Source organism: Burkholderia sp. Ac-20353 (genome assembly GCF_017104785.1).
GTDB lineage: Bacteria > Pseudomonadota > Gammaproteobacteria > Burkholderiales > Burkholderiaceae > Burkholderia.
Window position 1 is genome coordinate 1 of sequence record NZ_JAAGPL010000185.1, and the last position, 16,869, is coordinate 16,869.

Below are 16,869 nucleotides of genomic sequence, written 5' to 3' on the forward strand. Positions count from 1 at the left end.
TTCCAGTTGCGGCCCGGGTCGCGATGCAGCGCGACGATCGCGCGGCCGAGCTTCGGCTCGCGCAGCGCCTGCACCCAGCCCGTCGCAGCGCCGCACCCGCACTCGACCCAGCCGCGCACGATGAACGCGGCGACGACATCCGCGAGCCGTGCGAGGATGCCCGCGAAGCCCGCGCGCGCGGTGCAGGACTCGCGCTCCATCGCGTCGAGCATCGGCCGGATCTCCGGATAACGAGCGAGCAGCGTGCCGACGTGCATCACCGGCGGCATCGTCGTGACGAGCGGCTGCATGCTGCCGAGGTCGAGTTCCATGCAGCCGCTGAAGATCAGCGCGTCGTCGGCGTCAGCGGCGGCGCCAGCGCACGCGTGCTTCGCCGTCTCGACTGACGTAACCGAAGCAACCGACGCGACCGACGCGACCGTCGCGCACAGCTTCGCGGCAGCGAAGCCGTCGATCGCGCGGCACGACGCATCCGGATCGGATACGAGCGCATGCACGCCGCCGTGCGGCAGCAGGATCGCGTCGCCGGCTTCGAGCCGCACCGTCGCGCCGTCGGCATCGCGCAGCAGCACGGGCCCGCGTCCGACGAAGTGGAACTGCGCGCGGCCCGGCGCGTTGTCGAAGCGCACGCCGAACGGCCGCGCGACCTGGATGCGGCGGTATTCGACACCGCTCAGGCGCATCCCGAGCAGCAACTCGCTGACGAGGTCGTGCACGGTGTCGGGGGTGGCGGGGGAGAGCGGATCGGCCATCGGTTCCGGACGATTGATCAAGATTTGCGGATTGTATGTCATAGACCGTCCTGATGTCGTCCCTTACGATGCGCTGTCACTGGCACTTTTTCCCTATCGGAATGGAACAACGAATCAATCCCTGCATCGAGGCCGCCGGCACGGCGGCCACCGCGCGCGAGCCCGCGTGGGGCGCGGTGTTCGCGATGACGCTAGGCGTGTTCGGGCTCGTCACCGCGGAATTCCTGCCCGCGAGCCTGCTCACGCCGATGGCCGACAGCCTCGGCGTGACGGAGGGCGTCGCGGGGCAGGCTGTCACGGCAACCGCGACGGTCGCGCTCGTGACGAGCCTGCTGATCGCCGCCGCGACGCGCACGATCGACCGGCGGCGCGTGCTGCTCGCGTTCTCGCTGCTGCTGATCGTGTCGAACCTCGCCGTCGCGTTCGCGACGGACCTGACGACGATCCTGATCGGCCGCGTGCTGCTCGGCATCGCGCTCGGCGGCTTCTGGACGATGTCGACCGCCACGGCGATGCGGCTCGTGCCGACGGCGATGGTGCCGCGCGCGCTGTCGATCATCTTCAGCGGCGTGGCCGTCGCGACGATCGCCGCCGCGCCGCTCGGCAGTTACTTCGGTCACCTGATCGGCTGGCGCAACGTGTTCCTGATCGCGGCCGTGCTCGGCGTCGTCGCGTTCGCGTCGCAGGTCGCGACGCTGCCGCGCATGGCGCCGTCCGGCACGACACGGCTGCGCACGCTGGTCGACGTGCTGCGGCGGCCGACGGTCGGCCTCGGGATGTTCGCGACGACGCTCGTGTTCACCGGGCATTTCGCGTTCTTCACGTATCTGCGGCCGTTCCTGGAGCAGGTCGCGGGCGTCGGCGTGAACGGGCTGTCGGCGATCCTGCTCGGCTACGGCGTCGCGAACTTCGTCGGCACGTCGCTCGCGGGCCGCGTGCTCGAGCACCGGCTGCGGCCGATGCTGATCGCGATGCCCGCGTCGATGGTCGTGCTCGGCGTCGCGCTGGTCGCGCTCGGGCGTGCGCCGGTGATCGACGCGGTACTGGTCGCCTTGTGGGGGATGGCGTTCGGCGGCGTGCCGGTCGCGTGGTCGACGTGGGTCACCCGCACGGTGCCGGACGAGGCCGAGAGCGCGGGCGGCCTGATCGTCGCGGCGGTCCAGCTCGCGATCGCGACCGGTGCGGCGGCGGGCGGCGTCGTGTTCGACGCGAACGGCGCGGCGGGCGTGTTCATCGGCGCGGCGGTCGTGCTGGCCGTCGCGGTCGCGACGATCGTGTCGGGGGTGCCGACGCGCTCGGGCGCGGCGTCATAGCGGTGCATTCCGCGCCGACGGATCGCGTCATGCTGCTATCGCGGCTGACGCGCGAGTGCGGCCCAGTGCTGCACGTACTCGGGGGTGCCACCCGGCGCGGCGTCGGCAACGGGCGTCCCGGGCTGCAGCGCCATTGGCAGCACGCCGGCCCACACGGGGCGCGACATGTCGGAATCCGCATCGTCGGGGCCGGCGGCGCGCGCCTTGCACGCGGCCTCCGTCAGCGGGATGCGCAGCACGGTGGTCGCGGCCAGCTCGTTTGCGTTGCCGGGCCGCGCTTCGCGTGAGCGCCCGGGCGCGATGCGCTCCATGAACGCATCGAGTGCCGCGGCCTTCGCCGATTCAGCCACCGTCTCGAACACGCCGTAGATCGTCGCGGAGCGATAGTTCATCGCATGCTCGAACGCCGCACGCGCGAGCACCAGCCCGTCCAGATGCGTGATGGACACGCACACCTGCGCACCGCTCGCCGCTACCTGCAGCATGCGGCTGCCGTTGGAGCCGTGGATGTACAGATGATCGCCGTCGCGCCAGCATGCGGTCGGAATGCAGTGCATGCCCTGTTCGTCCGCGAACGCGATGTGGCACATGTAGGCCGCGTCGACGATCGCATGGAGCGTCGCCTGATCGTAGCGGCCGAGCGCCGCGATGCGGCGCACGCGGGTGCGTGGGGACGGGGGTGTCGTTGCGGTGTCGGTCATGGTGGAGCGTCTCGTCGATGTTCGTGAAGACGCACACGTTACGACATGCGTGGCCCCAAGTTTAGACCCACGGTTTATCGCATTGCTGGAGCCACGATCGCGCCGATGATCGACGCGAACGGTATTGCTACACATCGCCGCCGCGGGCCCTCGGCGGCGCACTTTTCAACACGAGCGCCATCAGCTGCCGCCGCGACTCGACCCCGAGCTTCGCGAACGCGCGCTTCGCATAGGTATCGACCGTCGACGGCTTGAGCCCCATCGATTGCGCGATCGCCGGCGTCGTCATGCCCTGGATGAACGACGAGCATACGTGCATCTCGCGCGAAGTCAGCTTGCCCTGTGCATTCGGCAGCCACTGCGCGAGCAGGTTGTTGTCCGACATGTCCTGGCCGCCGTCCTCGAGCGAGATCGAGCCGAGCAGCCGCTTGTGCGCCGCTGCAAGCGGCAGCACGACATGCGCAAGTTGCTTCAGCAGGCTCAGCTCCTTCAGCGAGAACGGCGGCAGTCGCCGCGAGCGCGCCATCGAGATCGAATAGCGCGTGCCGTTCGTCACGCCCGCGACCACGCACTCGTCGTGGATGTCCCCGATATCGAAGAACTGCTGACGAAGCTCGCTTGCGACCTTCTGCGCGGAGACCTGGAGCAGCTGCACGTCGCGCTCGCCGCTGATGCTGTCGTACGTCGCATCGTCGCTCGCGTAGCTGCGGTAGTAGTGGCGCATCACCTGCGACACGAGTTCGGGTTGGCTGCCGAAACTCCCGATCCACCCGACGCTGCGCTGCCCGGGTGGCGCAAGCCGTTCGTAATCGAGGTGCACGGCGTCGAAGTCCGCATAGCGCACGAGGCTCTCGTACACGGCCTGCATGAACTGCGGCGTGCCGACCGCCTGCGCGACGTGGCCAAGCGTCTCCGTCACGAACGCGACCTGACTGAGCTGGAGATCGGGGGAGGCGGGCGCGGCATTCATCACGTCGGTATCGGGCGAAGTTCGGGTGGCGCTACAGGTATCACGAAAAATTTCACGTGCCTACACGGGAATCCACCCAAACGGCCGTCGGCGACGACGGCGTTTGTCCTTCCTTTCCGGGACAGACGGTGCGCACCGCGATCCCTAAAGTAACTCACACGCTGAAACCACTTACGACCTAGCTTGCCGGCGGCATCCGCATCGTGCGGAGCGGCCGGTTCACCCCACCAGGAGAATGTCCATGCGTGCCCGTTTTCGTCGCTGCGCGGTGATCCGCACCGTGCTCGCTGCATCGGCCGGCCTCGCGTTCGCGGCAAGCCAGCCGGCCAGTGCCGGTGACACCAATCTGAACGTCTACAACTGGTCCGAGTATGTCGCGAAGGACACGGTGCCGAACTTCGAGAAGCTGACCAGCGTCAAGGTCCGCTACGACAGCTATGACAGCGACGACACGCTGCAGACCAAGCTGCTGGCCGGCAGCTCGGGCTACGACATCGTCGTGCCGACGTCGAACTATCTCGCGCAGCAGATCCAGGCCGGCGTGTACCAGAAGCTCGACAAGTCGAAGCTGCCGAACCTCGCGAACCTCGACCCGGCGCTGATGAAGATGATCGCAAAGGCCGATCCCGGCAACCAGTACGGCGTGCCGTGGGCGTGGGGCACGACGGGCATCGGCTTGAACGTCGATGCGGTCAGGAAGCGGCTCGGCGACAGCGCGCCGACCGACAGCTGGGCATTGCTGTTCGACCCGGCGATCGTGTCGAAGCTGAAGGGCTGCGGCGTATCGCTGCTCGATGCGCCGGACGCCGCGTTCGCGGCCGCGCTGCAGTACCTCGGCAAGGATCCGAACAGCAAGAACCCGTCCGACTACCAGGCCGCATACGACGTGCTGAAGAAGATCCGTCCGTACGTCACGCAGTTCAGCTCGGCCGGCTACGCGGACGATCTTGCGAACAACGACGTCTGCGTCGCGCTCGGCTGGTCGGGCGACGTCAGCGTCGCGCGCCGGCGCACGCTCGACGCAAAGCGCGCGTACGAGATCCGCTACGTGAATCCGAAGGAAGGCGGCCTGCTGTGGTTCGACGTGATGGCGATCCCGAAGGATGCGCCGCATCCGGAAGCGGCGCTGAAGTGGATCAACTACATCGAGGATCCGAAGGCCAATGCGGCCATCACGAACGAGATCTTCTATCCGAGCGCGAACAAGGCTGCGCGGGCGTTCGTCACGCCGGCGATCGCGCAGGACCCGAACGTCTACCTGTCCGACAGCATGCTTGCGAAGACGGCGCTGGCGATGCCGCGCAGCGCGGAGATCGCGCGAATGCAGAACCGCCTGTGGCTGCAGCTGAAGTCCGGCGGTTGAGGAGCCGGGTCATGAACCACATCCAGCTCGACACGCCGGCTGCGGCCGGCGTCCGCCACGATAGCCACGACAGCCGGCGCGCGCACGACGCGTTCGTGCGCATCGAAAACGTCGTGAAGAAATTCGGCGACAGCACCGCCGTCGACAACGTGAACCTGACGATCGCGAAAAACGAGCTGTTCGCGCTGCTCGGCAGCTCGGGCTGCGGCAAGTCCACGTTGCTGCGCATGCTCGCCGGCCTCGAGACGGCCACCTCGGGCAAGATCTACGTCGACGGCGAGGATCTCGCGTCGCTGCCGCCGTATCGCCGTCCGGTGAACATGATGTTCCAGTCGTACGCGCTGTTCCCGCACATGTCGGTCGAGTCGAACGTCGCGTTCGGCCTGAAGCAGGAAGGCACGCCGAAGCACGAGATCAAGGAGCGCGTCGCCGATGCGCTCGCTTTGGTGCAGATGAGCAAGTACGCGAAGCGCAAGCCGCAGCAGCTCTCCGGCGGCCAGCAGCAGCGCGTCGCGCTTGCACGTTCGCTCGTCAAGCGCCCGAAGCTGCTGCTGCTCGACGAGCCGATGTCCGCACTCGACAAGAAGATTCGCCAGAAGACCCAGCTCGAGCTCGTGAACATCATCGAGAAGGTCGACGTGACCTGCGTGATGGTCACGCACGACCAGGAAGAGGCGATGACGATGGCGAGCCGCCTCGCGGTGATGAGCGAAGGCAAGATCGTGCAGATCGGCTCGCCCGGCGAGGTGTACGAATACCCGAACAGCCGCTTCTCGGCCGAGTTCATCGGCTCGACGAACCTGTTCGAAGGGCGCGTGGTCGAGGACGAACCGGACCACATCTTCGTCGAGAGTGACGACCTCGAAACGCGGATGTATGTGAATCACGGCGTCACGGGCCCGCTCGGGATGCCGGTCGGCATCTCGGTGCGCCCGGAACGCATCCACGTGTCGCGCGACAAACCGAACTCGCAGCACAACTGGGCGCGCGGCGTCGTCACCGACATCGCGTACATGGGCAGCTACTCGCTGTACCACGTGCGCCTGCCGAGCGGCAAGAAGGTCGTGTCGAACCTGTCCAGCTCGCACCTGATGCATGACGGTGCGCCTGCGTACAACGACGACGTGTTCGTGTCCTGGTCGCCGGCGAGCGGCGTGGTGCTGACGCAATGAGGCCGACACGATGAGAACCCCTGCCTCCACTCCGTCCGCGCCGCCCACGTCAGTATCGACCGGCGCCGTGGCCGCGACCGCGGCCCCTGCGCGCGCAAGCCGCTTCGCGTCGCTGTCGCGCTTTTTGCCGACCGGCCGCAGCATCGCGATCGGCGTGCCGTTCCTGTGGCTGACGGTCTTCTTCGCGCTGCCGTTCGTGCTCGTTCTGAAGATCAGCTTCGCTGACTTGATACTTGGCATTCCTCCCTATACGCCGCTGGCACGGATGGAATCCGGCATGGTGCAGGTCGTGTTGTCGCTGAAGCACTACGCGCTGCTGCTGAGCGACGACCTCTACCTGAACACCTACGTCAGCTCGCTGAAGATGGCGTCGCGCTCGACGCTGATGTGCCTGCTGTTCGGCTATCCGATCGCGTACTTCATCGCGCGCTCGGCGCCGGCGCGCCGCAACCTGCTGATGATGGGCGTGATGCTGCCGTTCTGGACGTCGTTCCTGATCCGCGTGTACGCGTGGGTCGGCATCATGAAGGACGACGGCCTGCTGAACCATGCGCTGTCCGCGCTCGGCCTGATCGCTGCGCCGCTGCGGCTCTACCACACCGACACGGGCGTCTACATCGGGATGGTCTATTCGTACCTGCCGTTCATGGTGATGCCGCTGTACGCGCATCTCGTGAAGATGGACCTGACGCTGCTCGAAGCCGCGTACGACCTCGGCGCGACACCGTGGTCCGCGTTCTGGCGCATCACGTTGCCGCTGTCAAAGAACGGGATCATCGCGGGCAGCCTGCTGGTGTTCATCCCGGCGGTCGGCGAGTACGTGATTCCCGAGCTGCTCGGCGGTGCAAACACGCTGATGCTCGGCCGCGTGATGTGGGACGAGTTCTTCAACAACATGGACTGGCCGATGGCGTCCGCGGTGACGGTGACGATGGTGTTGCTGCTGCTCGTGCCGATGGCGGCGCTCCATCACTACCAGGCCGACGGGGAGGGCCGCAAATGACCCGGTCGAATCGCATCCTGTCCGCATCCGTGCTGACCGCGGGCTTTCTGTTCCTGTACATCCCGATCATCAGCCTCGTCGTGTACTCGTTCAACGAATCGAAGCTCGTGACCGTCTGGTCGGGCTTCTCGATGAAGTGGTACGCGGCGCTGTGGCACGACGACGAGCTGCTGACGGCCGCGTGGCTGTCGCTGAAGATCGCGCTGCTGACCGCGACCGCGTCGGTCGCGATCGGCACCTGGGCCGGCTTCGTGCTCGCCCGAATGGGGCGCTTTCGCGGCTTCACGTTCTACGCGGCGATGATCAACGCGCCGCTCGTGATTCCCGAAGTGATCCAGGGGATCTCGCTGCTGCTGCTGTTCGTCGCGATGCAGCAGCTGTTCGGCTGGCCCGCGGGGCGTGGCCTGCTGACGATCTGGATCGGCCACGTGATGCTGTGCCTGTCGTTCGTCGCGGTGATCGTGCAGTCGCGCGTGAAGGAGCTCGACCGCTCGATCGAGGAAGCGGCACTCGATCTCGGCGCGAAGCCGTGGAAGGTGTTCTTCGTGATCACGCTGCCGCTGATCGCGCAGGCGCTCGTGTCGGGCTGGCTGCTTGCGTTCACCGTGTCGATCGACGACGTGATCCTGTCCGCGTTCCTGTCCGGCCCCGGCTCGACGACGCTGCCGCTCGTCGTGTTCTCGCGCGTGCGCCTCGGCCTCAATCCTGAAATGAATGCGCTCGCAACGATGTTCATCACTGTCGTGACGATCGGCGTCGTCGTCGTGAACCGCGTGATGCTGGCCCGCGAGCGCCGGCAGGCGCGCGATATGCGCGCGTGGCTCGCATCGTCCGATCCGGCCGATCCGGCCGATGAACGGGCCGCCGCCGCCGTGCCAGAGCACGCGTACCGCGCGAACCCGGCCGTTCAAGCCGACCGCGCACCGCAACCTTCGAAGTAACAAAACGACAAGACGTGACGAACGACCAGGAGACTTCCCATGAAAAAGAGATTCCTCTGTGCGCTGGTGGCCGGGACGCTGCCCGCTTTGGCCGCGGCGAGCCCGACCGGCGAGCAGATCAGCGCGCTGCAGGCGCAGGTCGCCGCGCTGCAGAAGCAGATGAAGGCGCTGCAGTCGCAGCTCGCCGCGAAGCCGGACGCGACGGTGGCCACGCAGGCGCGCGTGGCCACCAGCGGGATGCCGGCCGCCGCCGCTGCCGATCCGTCTTCGCCGGGCTACGGCCAGGCGCAGGCGGTGCTGACCAACGACGATCTCACCGAGATGAAGCAACAGGTCGCGAACCAGCAGCTGAAGGTCGATGCGCTGACCGACGCGGCCCGCACGGGCCCGATCGCGGGGCTGTCGATCACTGGCTATCTCGATCCGACCTACCTGTATAACCGCGGTGCCGGCACGTCGTCGTTCCTGTTCGCGAACCATGAGAGCGCGTACACGTACTACAACAGCACGTTCGGCGACGTGTTTCTCGACATCAAGAAGACCTTCGGCGTCGGCCCGACCGCGCCGTCCGCGGAAATCACGCTGATGCCGAATCGCGGCGCGGGCCTGTCGATGATGACGGGGAGCGGCGCGAGCGGCCTCGACATCGTGAACACGGCGGTCCTCACGGTGCCGCTGTCCGGCACGACCGCGATCGTCGGCGGGCTCGTGACGGGCTTCGGCGGCTACGAGTACCAGCAGTCGAGCCAGATGCTCACGCTGACGCACAACCTGCTGTACGACTTCTCCGATCCGGGCTCGTCGATCGGCGCAGGCGTCAACTACCAGAGCGCGGACGGCCACTGGGCATGGAAGTTCTTCGTTGGCAACGAGCAGTTCCGCAGCGCGGGCGCGGTCACGCAGACCGGCACGAACGCGTTCGGCGATCCGATCACGACGAGCAACAAGGTGCCGACCTTCACCGCGCGCGTCGACTACCTGCACGGCAGCGCGCTCGATGTCGGCGGCTCGATCGCGATCGGCCGCCAGACGCTGCCGAGCGCAGTCGATCCGGCGACCGGCAACGTCCGGTACGGCCTCGGCGGCAATGCGCCGAGCGGGTACGGCGGATTCTTCTTCGCCGAAGCGGACGCGACCTATACGCTCGCCGATGCGCAGTACAACGCGGAGTTCGACTACGGCCAGCAGCAGCACGGCGCGTTCAATGGCGGGCTCGCGCAGTGGTTCGGGCTGTCGCTGCTCGCGCATCGCAAGTTCAACCTGCCGGTGGTCGGGCGCATGGGCGCGACGCTGCGCTACGACCTGCTCGTCAACCGCAAGAACGGCGGCGGCGGTTCGTCGATCGGCCTGAACGGCAACGGAATGGATCCGAACAACGGCTTCGGCATCGACGCCGACTGCCTCGCGATGTCGAAAGCGAATGGCGGCGTCGGCTTCGAATGCAAGGGGGCGACCCGGCAGGCCGCCGCGTTCGACCTGCTGTTCTACCCGACGCAGCAAGTCACGGTGAAGGTCGAGTATCGCCACGACTGGGCGAGCAACAAGGTCTTCCTGCGTCACGACGGGTCGTATGCGAAGTCGAACGACCTGCTTGCGACGCAACTCATCTACTCGTTCTGATGCGATGCCGGCGTCGGGCCGCTTCAGCCGGACCGGCGCCGCTCGCGAATCCTGACCATGCTCAAGTTCGAAAACCAGCCACACGTTCCGTCGTACTACGCGGCGACCGCGAATGACCACGCTTATCACCCGCCGCTCGACGCGGCGGTTTCCGCCGACGTCTGCGTGATCGGCGGCGGGCTCACGGGCCTGTCCGCCGCGCTCGAGCTCGCGCAACGCGGCCATTCGGTCGTGCTCGTCGAGGCGTCGAAGATCGGCTGGGGCGCGAGCGGGCGCAACGGCGGCCAGCTGATCGCCGGCTACGCCTGCGACATCGATACGTTCTCGCCATACATGCCCGAGGAGGACGTGCGGCGCATATGGGCGATGGGGCTCGAGTCGGTCGACATCGTCCGGGAGCGGGTGGCCACGCACCGGATCGATTGCGACCTGACGTTCGGCTACCTGACCGCCGCGAACAAGCCGCGCCACGTCGATGCACTGCGCGCATGGCGCGATACGGCCGCATCGCGCTTCGGCTATCGCGGGTACGAGTACGTCGAGCGTCACGACATGCATCGCTTCGTCGCGTCGGACCGGTACATCGGCGGTCTCTACCACGCAGGCAGCGGCCATCTGCATCCGCTCAACTACACGCTCGGTGTCGCGCGCGCGGCGCGCGAAGCGGGCGTGTTTATCCACGAGGACACGCGTGCGCACGCGATCCGCAAGACCGCACTCGGTCATCAGGTGACGTGCGCGCGCGGACACGTTGATGCGCGCTACGTCGTGCTCGCCGGCAACGCGTATCTCGGCCGGCTCGCGCCGTCGCTCGCGCGCAAGATCATGCCGGTGACGACGTACCTGATCGCGACCGAGCCGCTCGGCGACGCGCGCGCGGCCGGCACGATGCCGGCCGGCGCGGCGATCTGCGACAGCAACGCGGCGCTCGACTATTTCCGGCTGTCGAAGGACGGCCGGATGCTGTGGGGCGGCAAGGCGAGCAGCTCGACGCGTACGCCGCGCGATCTCGCCGCCGCGATGCGACGCGACATGCTGAAGACGTTTCCGCAGCTCGCCGACGCGCGGATCGACCATGCGTGGGGCGGCGTCATCGACTCGACGATGAATCGCGCGCCGCATTTCGGCCGGCTCGAGCCGACCGTGTACTTCGCGCAAGGGTTCTCCGGACACGGCGTCAATGTGACCGGGCTCGCGGGCCGGCTGATCGCGGAAGCGATCGATGCGCAGGCCGGCCGCTTCGACCTGTTCGGCAGGATCCGCCATCGCGATTTCCCGGGCGGGCCCCTGCTGCGCACGCCGATGCTGACGCTCGCGATGGCGTGGTACCGGCTGATGGATGCGCGTTGAACCTGCGCGGGCCGGTTGCCCGGGCCGCGCGATACCCGAATCATATTGAACCTTGCATACGCTGGAGGCGTACATGACGGACATCACGAATCTCGTCGACCTGATCGAGGACCCGGCGGAGCTGATCCAGAGCCGCGTGCCGCGCGGGCTGCTGCTGGCCGGCAATCCGCTGCAGACGCTCACGCGTCACTACATCAGCCCGTGCGGACAGTTCAGTTGCGGCATCTGGGAATGCACGCCCGGCCGCTGGACCATCGAATACGACGAATCCGAGTACTGTGAAATGCTGAGCGGCGTCGCGATCGTGCGCGACGTCGACGGAAACGAGCGCGTGCTGCGCGCCGGCGATCGCTTCGTGATTCCGACGGGCTTTCGCGGCACGTGGGAAGTGGTCGAAGCGTGCCGCAAGATCTACGCGTCGCATGCGCCGCAGGCCGAGCCGTCGCGCGCGTAGCGCCGGTTCGGTCCGGCAGGTCAATCATCGAGATCAATGACGAGCAACCCATGAGGAACAACCCATGACCCAGGAATTGTGGCGGCTGAGCGCGGTAGAAATGGTCGAGCGCGTCGTGCGGCACGACGTGTCGTCGACGGAACTCACGCGGAGCTGCCTGCAGCGGCTCGAGCAGGTGAACCCCGCGATCAACGCGATCGTCGACGTGCTCGCCGACAGCGCATTGCGGGAAGCGGAACAAGCCGACGCGGCGCTCGCGCGTGGCGAGCCGGCCGGTCCGCTGCACGGCGTGCCGGTGACGGTGAAGATCAATGTCGACACGGCAGGGTGCGCGACGACGAACGGCGTGACCGCGTTCAGGGATCTGCTCGCGCATGACGACAGCCCGGTCGTCGCGAACCTGCGCAAGGCCGGCGCGATCGTGATCGGGCGCAGCAATGCGCCGGCGTTTTCGTATCGCTGGTTCACCGACAACGACCTGCATGGCCGCACCGCGAATCCGTGGAACCCGCTGCTGACGCCGGGCGGCTCGAGCGGCGGCGCGGCGGCTGCTGTCGCTGCCGGGATCGGCGCGATCGCGCACGGCAACGATCTCGGCGGCTCGATCCGCTATCCGGCCTACGCGTGTGGCGTCGCCGGACTGCGGCCGAGCAGCGGGCGCGTGCCCGCGTACAACCCGACGCAGGCGAAGGACCGGACGCTCGCGGTGCAGCTCGCGTCGGTGCAGGGGCCGCTCGCGAGAACGGTCGGCGACCTGCGGATCGCGCTGGACGCGATGGCGGGCGGCGACGCGCGCGACGCATGGTGGATGCCGGTCGCGCCGGTCGGCCGTGTTGCGCCGTTCCCCGCGCGCGTCGCGGTGTGTGCGGAACTGCCGGGCGTTCGTTCCGACGCGGTGGTCGTCGACGCGATCCGGCAGGCCGCGCGCTGGCTCGAAGACGCGGGCTGCATCGTCGAGGAAGCGGTGCCGCCGCGGTTCGACGAAGCCTGTGCGCTGTGGCTGGACCTCGTGACCAACGAAGCGTGCAGCGGGCTCGGCGACGTGATCATGCAGCGCGGCGACGCCGCGATCCGGACCGCGTTCGCGAGCCAGCGCAGCCTGGCTGCGCCGCTCGACATGGCCGGCTACATCAACGGCCTCGCGCGGCGGACCGGATTGCTGCGGGGCTGGCAGCAGTTCTTCGAGCGCTATCCGCTGCTGCTGATGCCCGTGTCGTGCGCGCAGCCGTTCGCGATCGACGCGGACCAGCACGGCGACGCTGCGGTGCGTCGGATCCTCGACATGCAGGGGCCGCTGCTTGCGACCGCGCTGCTCGGGCTGCCGGGGCTGTCGGTGCCGACCGGCGTGCGGGATGGCGTGCCGACGGGCGTGCAGCTCGTCGCCGGACGCTTCCAGGAGGCGCTGTGCCTTGCCGCGGGCGAGGCGATCGAAGCGCGCGCGGGCGTGCTGACGCCGATGGATCCTGTTACCGCAGCGTCGTGATACGACACGTCTTGACGTCCTCTTCCGCCTAAAGGCGGGAGATTCCCACAACTGGCGATGCACGTCCGCATCGGAGAATGTTTACCGCAGCATTGGTATCACGATCATGCTCGACACCACAGTTACTGCAGGTCCATGCTCTTATTCGCAGTCCTGCGATACCTTTCGGCCGCGTCGTGCTGTCTTTCGACCCGCACGACGAACAGGACTGGGTCGAACCACTTTCGTCCACTTCCACGAACGTGGCTCCGTGCGCCATCGCCTTGTAACGGAGCTTGTCCCGGAAGGACGACCAGGCTGCGTCGTAGACGCTCTTCGCCAGCCTGGTTCTGGCAAGTTTCGCAGCCGACACGTTGCCGACCGCGATGTAATCGAAGCGCCGCACCAGATTGAGCGCGAGCTTGTGCTGGAAATCGGCGCGGGCATTTGCCACCCGGGCGTGCAGCTTCGCGAGATGCCGCTTGTGCTTGCGCGCCCGCTGCGCCATCGCCAGCTTGTCGGCCGTGCGCCGGCCGAACTGATCATTCGGCAGCTTCTCGCCGGTCGAAAGTGTTGCGAAGTCTTTCAGGCCGAGATCGATGCCGACGCAGGAACGGATCGGGCGCGCCTGAACATCGGGCAGCTCGATCACGATGTTAAGGAACCAGTTGCCGCGCGCGTCCTGTGCGAAGTTGGTTCCGTCCTTGATCTTGCCTTCGGGAAGCGGGCGGCTACTGAACACGCGGAAGGTGTTGCCGGCGAAGCGGAACGCGTCGCCCTCGCGTTTCAGGTCGCGGCCCTTCAGCGGCACCCAGCGCAGGGATTTCCTGCCGCGATAGCGCAGGTAAGGGCGACGGTGTTGGCTGCGCGACTTCGCGTATTGCTCACATGTCGCATTGATCGTGCCGGAGTGGATGCCGAGTTCCTTACTGCTGCCGGTCGTCAGCACATTCAGGTCGAAACCCGTCGGCCACTTCTTGTTCCACTTGAGCGCGTGCTTCTGCGTGTCAAGAGCGAACCTTTCCTCCCCGCCATGAATGGTGGGGTTTCTTGGAGCAACTGATGAACGACAGAACGTTTGCAGATTGGCAGGCCGGTGCCGCGTCGCTCGAAATCGACGGGCGCGCCTTCATCGACGGCGCGCCGTGCAGCTCGCGAAACGACCGGACCTTCGCGTGCGTGAGCCCGATCGATGGCCGCGTGCTCGCGCGGGTCGCTGATTGCGGCGAGGCCGACGTCGACGCGGCCGTCGCGGCCGCCCGCCGCGCGTTCGACGCCGGCGTCTGGGCCGGCATGAACCCGCGCGATCGCAAGGCCGTGCTGCAGCGCTGGGCCGCGCTGATGCGCGAGCACCGCGACGAGCTGGCGCTGCTCGAGACGCTCGATGCGGGCAAGCCGATCGGCGACACGACGGCGATCGACATTCCGGCGGCCGCGCACTGCGTCGAATGGTATGCGGAAGCGATCGACAAGACCGGCGGCGAAGTCGCGCCGGCCGATCGGCATCTGGTCGGGCTCGTGACGCGCGAGCCGGTGGGCGTCGTCGCCGCGGTGGTGCCGTGGAATTTCCCGCTGCTGATGGCCGCGTGGAAGTTCGCGCCGGCACTTGCCGCCGGCAACAGCGTGGTGCTCAAGCCGTCGGAAAAATCGCCGCTGACCGCGCTGCGGGTCGCGCGGCTCGCGCACGACGCAGGCGTGCCGCCCGGCGTGTTCAACGTCGTGCCGGGCGGTGCCGAGCCGGGCAGGCTGCTCGCGTTGCATCGCGACGTCGACTGCATCGCGTTCACGGGGTCGACGCGCACGGGGCAGCAGATCATGGCGTGCGCCGCGCAATCGAACCTGAAACGCGTGTGGCTCGAGCTGGGCGGCAAGTCGCCGAACATCGTGCTGCGCGATTGCCCCGATCTCGATCGCGCGGCAAAGGCGGCCGCCGACGCGATCTTCTTCAACATGGGCGAGGTGTGTACGGCGGGCTCGCGGCTGCTCGTACATCGCGACATCAAGGACGCATTCATCGAGAAGCTGGTTGCGGCCGCGCGTGCGTACGCGCCCGGGCATCCGCTCGATCCGTCGGTGACGATGGGGGCGATCGTCGATCACATCCAGCTCGACCGCGTGATGGGGTATATCGAAGCGGGACGTGAAGAGGGCAGGCTCGTGACGGGCGGCGCGCGGGTCCGGGAGGAAACCGGCGGCTTCTATGTCGAGCCGACCGTGTTCGAGGTCGCGCCGGACGCGAAGGTGGCTCGCGAGGAAATCTTCGGGCCCGTTCTTTCGGTGATCGCGTTCGACGACGTCGACGAAGCGGTGCGGATCGCGAACGACACCGAATACGGGCTCGCGGCGGCGGTGTGGTCGGGCGATCTGACGACGGCGCACGAGGTTGCGCGGCGGCTGCGGGCCGGGACCGTGTGGGTGAACTGCTACGGCGACGGCGGCGACGACATGAGCTTCCCGTTCGGCGGCTACAAGCAGTCGGGCAACGGCCGCGACAAGTCGCTGCATGCGCTGGAGAAATATACGGAGCTGAAGTCGACGGTCATCCGGTTGCGCTAGGGGTGTGGGGCGGCCGGCCTCGCTGGAGGCCGGCCGCCCGGTCAGCACCGCGCCAGCGTCGCGCCGAGACGATGGATGGAGTCCTTGAGCTTGGGCAAATCGTCACGGATTGTCACAAACACCTTGTCGTGATCGGTGTCCCAGAAGCAGTGGATCATCCGGTCACGCATCCTGGCAGCCTGCGTCAGGTTGGCGAGCAGATCGTATTCCCCGGTCGATACGTACTCGATACCTTCCGGGTGACGCGTGATCAGTCGCTTGGCAGCTTCGCCAATGATCAGCAGACGGTAGCAGGCGGCGTCCCGTTCCTTCTGCCTGAAGCTGGCGAACCCGCGTACCATCAACGATCCAAGGTGCTGCGCGATGCATTCGACGGAGAACAGGATGTCATGGCAAAGCTCGACACCTGCCCTCATTCGCTCTCCGGCAGCGGACTTGTCGGCGGGCGGACATTGCGACGCTTCACCGTGGCATCGTAATCCTTGTCCGTGATGACGAATGCCTTTAGCGCGAGCTTCTCCTCGATGTCGGTCATCACGCGGCCTATGTCGAAGAGCGACACATCCCCGACCGATTCAAGCAGGAGCGTCACATCGTAATCCGGGTCGTCGTAGTCCACGACGCGCGGGTTCGTGAAATGGTGCGCCGACACGATCTCGCGGATCGCGGAAGCGTGCTGGCGCAAAGATGCGGCGGGATCGGGCATCACGCCTCCCATCTGGGTTTTTCCGTCGAACATTTCAGGTGCCGTCAGGTTTGTTCGGATGATTCGATTCTGCCCGTCTGCAACCGCCGCGACCAGTCCGCCGAATGGCCAGGTCCGGTCGCCGTTCCCGTCGATCCGTGCCCGAGCCGTCCCGTGCGGCACGGCTGCATCCCGGTTGCATCGCGCTGCAGCATGCATTGGATTTCGCTACGGATTGCTAAGCCCCGACGCATTTCTATGGTGTTCGGGCAACTCCTTTTTTCGTCCCCGCCGGCTGTTCTGTCCCCCAACTTCGGCACCGATCGGCCGCCACAGGGCAAAATACGGGTTTTGCGCTCCCGCGAGGGGGCCGGAATGGCAGGCCAGGCCAGCGCTGCGCGAGGTCCGCGCGCCCGGCGCCTGCCGCCCAAACAAGCTTGCTCGCTGCGTCGCGAGCCCACAGGAGTCCAAGCCACATGCCCGAATCCAACCTGTCCTTCTTCGGCCGGCTGTCGCTTGCCGTCGGC

Annotated in this window: 14 protein-coding genes and 2 pseudogenes; 10 read left to right on the plus strand and 6 right to left on the minus strand. The window is 67.1% G+C overall.

The window, feature by feature from the left end; genetic code table 11:
- The coding region (locus G3N94_RS32710) for a cupin domain-containing protein (protein WP_205797712.1) at positions 1 to 794 on the minus strand (794 nt) is incomplete at its 3' end.
- A gap of 59 nt (positions 795 to 853) precedes the next feature.
- On the opposite strand from G3N94_RS32710, the gene G3N94_RS32715 reads away from it, so the two are divergent.
- Complete coding sequence (locus tag G3N94_RS32715; RefSeq protein WP_205797714.1) at positions 854 to 2,065, plus strand: MFS transporter; 1,212 nt, start codon at positions 854 to 856, stop codon at positions 2,063 to 2,065.
- 35 nt (positions 2,066 to 2,100) lie between these two features.
- Here the strand turns inward: G3N94_RS32715 and G3N94_RS32720 are convergent, their stop codons facing one another.
- Both G3N94_RS32720 and G3N94_RS32725 read right to left on the minus strand, forming a co-directional pair.
- On the minus strand, positions 2,101 to 2,766 hold the full coding sequence (locus tag G3N94_RS32720; RefSeq protein WP_205797716.1) for a pyridoxamine 5'-phosphate oxidase family protein: 666 nt from the start codon (positions 2,764 to 2,766) through the stop codon (positions 2,101 to 2,103).
- A 127-nt stretch (positions 2,767 to 2,893) separates the two neighbouring features.
- A complete protein-coding gene (locus G3N94_RS32725; RefSeq protein WP_205797718.1) occupies positions 2,894 to 3,736 on the minus strand; it encodes a helix-turn-helix transcriptional regulator in 843 nt (280 codons plus the stop codon).
- A gap of 241 nt (positions 3,737 to 3,977) precedes the next feature.
- Here G3N94_RS32725 and G3N94_RS32730 point away from each other — a divergent pair, with 241 nt between their 5' ends.
- The 8 genes and pseudogenes from G3N94_RS32730 (at position 3,978) to G3N94_RS32765 (ending at position 13,122) form a co-directional block, all read left to right on the plus strand.
- Positions 3,978 to 5,099 carry a polyamine ABC transporter substrate-binding protein gene (locus G3N94_RS32730; protein ID WP_205797720.1) on the plus strand — a complete coding sequence of 374 codons (1,122 nt, stop codon included), beginning with the start codon at positions 3,978 to 3,980 and terminating at the stop codon, positions 5,097 to 5,099.
- Between the two features lie 83 nt (positions 5,100 to 5,182).
- Positions 5,183 to 6,271: pseudogene (potA, locus tag G3N94_RS32735) on the plus strand (polyamine ABC transporter ATP-binding protein); the annotation flags it as partial.
- Between the two features lie 10 nt (positions 6,272 to 6,281).
- Positions 6,282 to 7,274 carry an ABC transporter permease subunit gene (locus G3N94_RS32740; RefSeq protein ID WP_205797722.1) on the plus strand — a complete coding sequence of 331 codons (993 nt, stop codon included), beginning with the start codon at positions 6,282 to 6,284 and terminating at the stop codon, positions 7,272 to 7,274.
- The gene (locus G3N94_RS32745; RefSeq protein ID WP_241022196.1) at positions 7,271 to 8,215 is read left to right on the plus strand and encodes an ABC transporter permease subunit; all 945 of its coding nucleotides are present in this window, start codon (positions 7,271 to 7,273) and stop codon (positions 8,213 to 8,215) included. Before G3N94_RS32740 ends, G3N94_RS32745 begins: the two co-directional genes overlap by 4 nt.
- A gap of 39 nt (positions 8,216 to 8,254) precedes the next feature.
- On the plus strand, positions 8,255 to 9,835 hold the full coding sequence (locus G3N94_RS32750) for a DUF3138 family protein (RefSeq protein WP_205797724.1): 1,581 nt from the start codon (positions 8,255 to 8,257) through the stop codon (positions 9,833 to 9,835).
- Between the two features lie 57 nt (positions 9,836 to 9,892).
- Positions 9,893 to 11,185, plus strand: coding sequence for an FAD-binding oxidoreductase (locus tag G3N94_RS32755; protein WP_205797726.1), 1,293 nt, complete (start codon positions 9,893 to 9,895; stop codon positions 11,183 to 11,185).
- 73 nt (positions 11,186 to 11,258) lie between these two features.
- Positions 11,259 to 11,639 carry a cupin domain-containing protein gene (locus G3N94_RS32760; RefSeq protein ID WP_205797728.1) on the plus strand — a complete coding sequence of 127 codons (381 nt, stop codon included), beginning with the start codon at positions 11,259 to 11,261 and terminating at the stop codon, positions 11,637 to 11,639.
- Positions 11,640 to 11,703: 64 nt separating this feature from the next.
- Positions 11,704 to 13,122, plus strand: coding sequence for an amidase family protein (locus tag G3N94_RS32765; protein WP_205797730.1), 1,419 nt, complete (start codon positions 11,704 to 11,706; stop codon positions 13,120 to 13,122).
- Between the two features lie 28 nt (positions 13,123 to 13,150).
- Here the strand turns inward: G3N94_RS32765 and G3N94_RS32770 are convergent.
- Positions 13,151 to 14,110: pseudogene (locus G3N94_RS32770) on the minus strand (RNA-guided endonuclease TnpB family protein); the annotation flags it as partial.
- Between the two features lie 53 nt (positions 14,111 to 14,163).
- Here G3N94_RS32770 and G3N94_RS32775 point away from each other — a divergent pair.
- Positions 14,164 to 15,657, plus strand: coding sequence for an aldehyde dehydrogenase (locus G3N94_RS32775; RefSeq protein WP_205797732.1), 1,494 nt, complete (start codon positions 14,164 to 14,166; stop codon positions 15,655 to 15,657).
- 41 nt (positions 15,658 to 15,698) lie between these two features.
- On the opposite strand, the gene G3N94_RS32780 is transcribed toward G3N94_RS32775, so the two are convergent.
- Both G3N94_RS32780 and G3N94_RS42710 read right to left on the minus strand, forming a co-directional pair.
- Positions 15,699 to 16,073 carry a HepT-like ribonuclease domain-containing protein gene (locus G3N94_RS32780; RefSeq protein WP_205797734.1) on the minus strand — a complete coding sequence of 125 codons (375 nt, stop codon included), beginning with the start codon at positions 16,071 to 16,073 and terminating at the stop codon, positions 15,699 to 15,701.
- Positions 16,070 to 16,561 carry a hypothetical protein gene (locus tag G3N94_RS42710; RefSeq protein ID WP_241022197.1) on the minus strand — a complete coding sequence of 164 codons (492 nt, stop codon included), beginning with the start codon at positions 16,559 to 16,561 and terminating at the stop codon, positions 16,070 to 16,072. Before G3N94_RS42710 ends, G3N94_RS32780 begins: the two co-directional genes overlap by 4 nt.
- Positions 16,562 to 16,869 lie beyond the last annotated feature (308 nt).

What these genes read in the sequence shown, in the direction of transcription:
- G3N94_RS32715 (WP_205797714.1), top strand. Translation starts at nt 854, where the DNA reads ATGGAACAACGAATCAATCCCTGCATCGAGGCCGCCGGCACGGCGGCC.
- G3N94_RS32720 (WP_205797716.1), bottom strand. Translation starts at nt 2,766, where the DNA reads ATGACCGACACCGCAACGACACCCCCGTCCCCACGCACCCGCGTGCGC.
- G3N94_RS32725 (WP_205797718.1), bottom strand. Translation starts at nt 3,736, where the DNA reads ATGAATGCCGCGCCCGCCTCCCCCGATCTCCAGCTCAGTCAGGTCGCG.
- G3N94_RS32730 (WP_205797720.1), top strand. Translation starts at nt 3,978, where the DNA reads ATGCGTGCCCGTTTTCGTCGCTGCGCGGTGATCCGCACCGTGCTCGCT.
- G3N94_RS32740 (WP_205797722.1), top strand. Translation starts at nt 6,282, where the DNA reads ATGAGAACCCCTGCCTCCACTCCGTCCGCGCCGCCCACGTCAGTATCG.
- G3N94_RS32745 (WP_241022196.1), top strand. Translation starts at nt 7,271, where the DNA reads ATGACCCGGTCGAATCGCATCCTGTCCGCATCCGTGCTGACCGCGGGC.
- G3N94_RS32750 (WP_205797724.1), top strand. Translation starts at nt 8,255, where the DNA reads ATGAAAAAGAGATTCCTCTGTGCGCTGGTGGCCGGGACGCTGCCCGCT.
- G3N94_RS32755 (WP_205797726.1), top strand. Translation starts at nt 9,893, where the DNA reads ATGCTCAAGTTCGAAAACCAGCCACACGTTCCGTCGTACTACGCGGCG.
- G3N94_RS32760 (WP_205797728.1), top strand. Translation starts at nt 11,259, where the DNA reads ATGACGGACATCACGAATCTCGTCGACCTGATCGAGGACCCGGCGGAG.
- G3N94_RS32765 (WP_205797730.1), top strand. Translation starts at nt 11,704, where the DNA reads ATGACCCAGGAATTGTGGCGGCTGAGCGCGGTAGAAATGGTCGAGCGC.
- G3N94_RS32775 (WP_205797732.1), top strand. Translation starts at nt 14,164, where the DNA reads ATGAACGACAGAACGTTTGCAGATTGGCAGGCCGGTGCCGCGTCGCTC.
- G3N94_RS32780 (WP_205797734.1), bottom strand. Translation starts at nt 16,073, where the DNA reads ATGAGGGCAGGTGTCGAGCTTTGCCATGACATCCTGTTCTCCGTCGAA.
- G3N94_RS42710 (WP_241022197.1), bottom strand. Translation starts at nt 16,561, where the DNA reads ATGCATGCTGCAGCGCGATGCAACCGGGATGCAGCCGTGCCGCACGGG.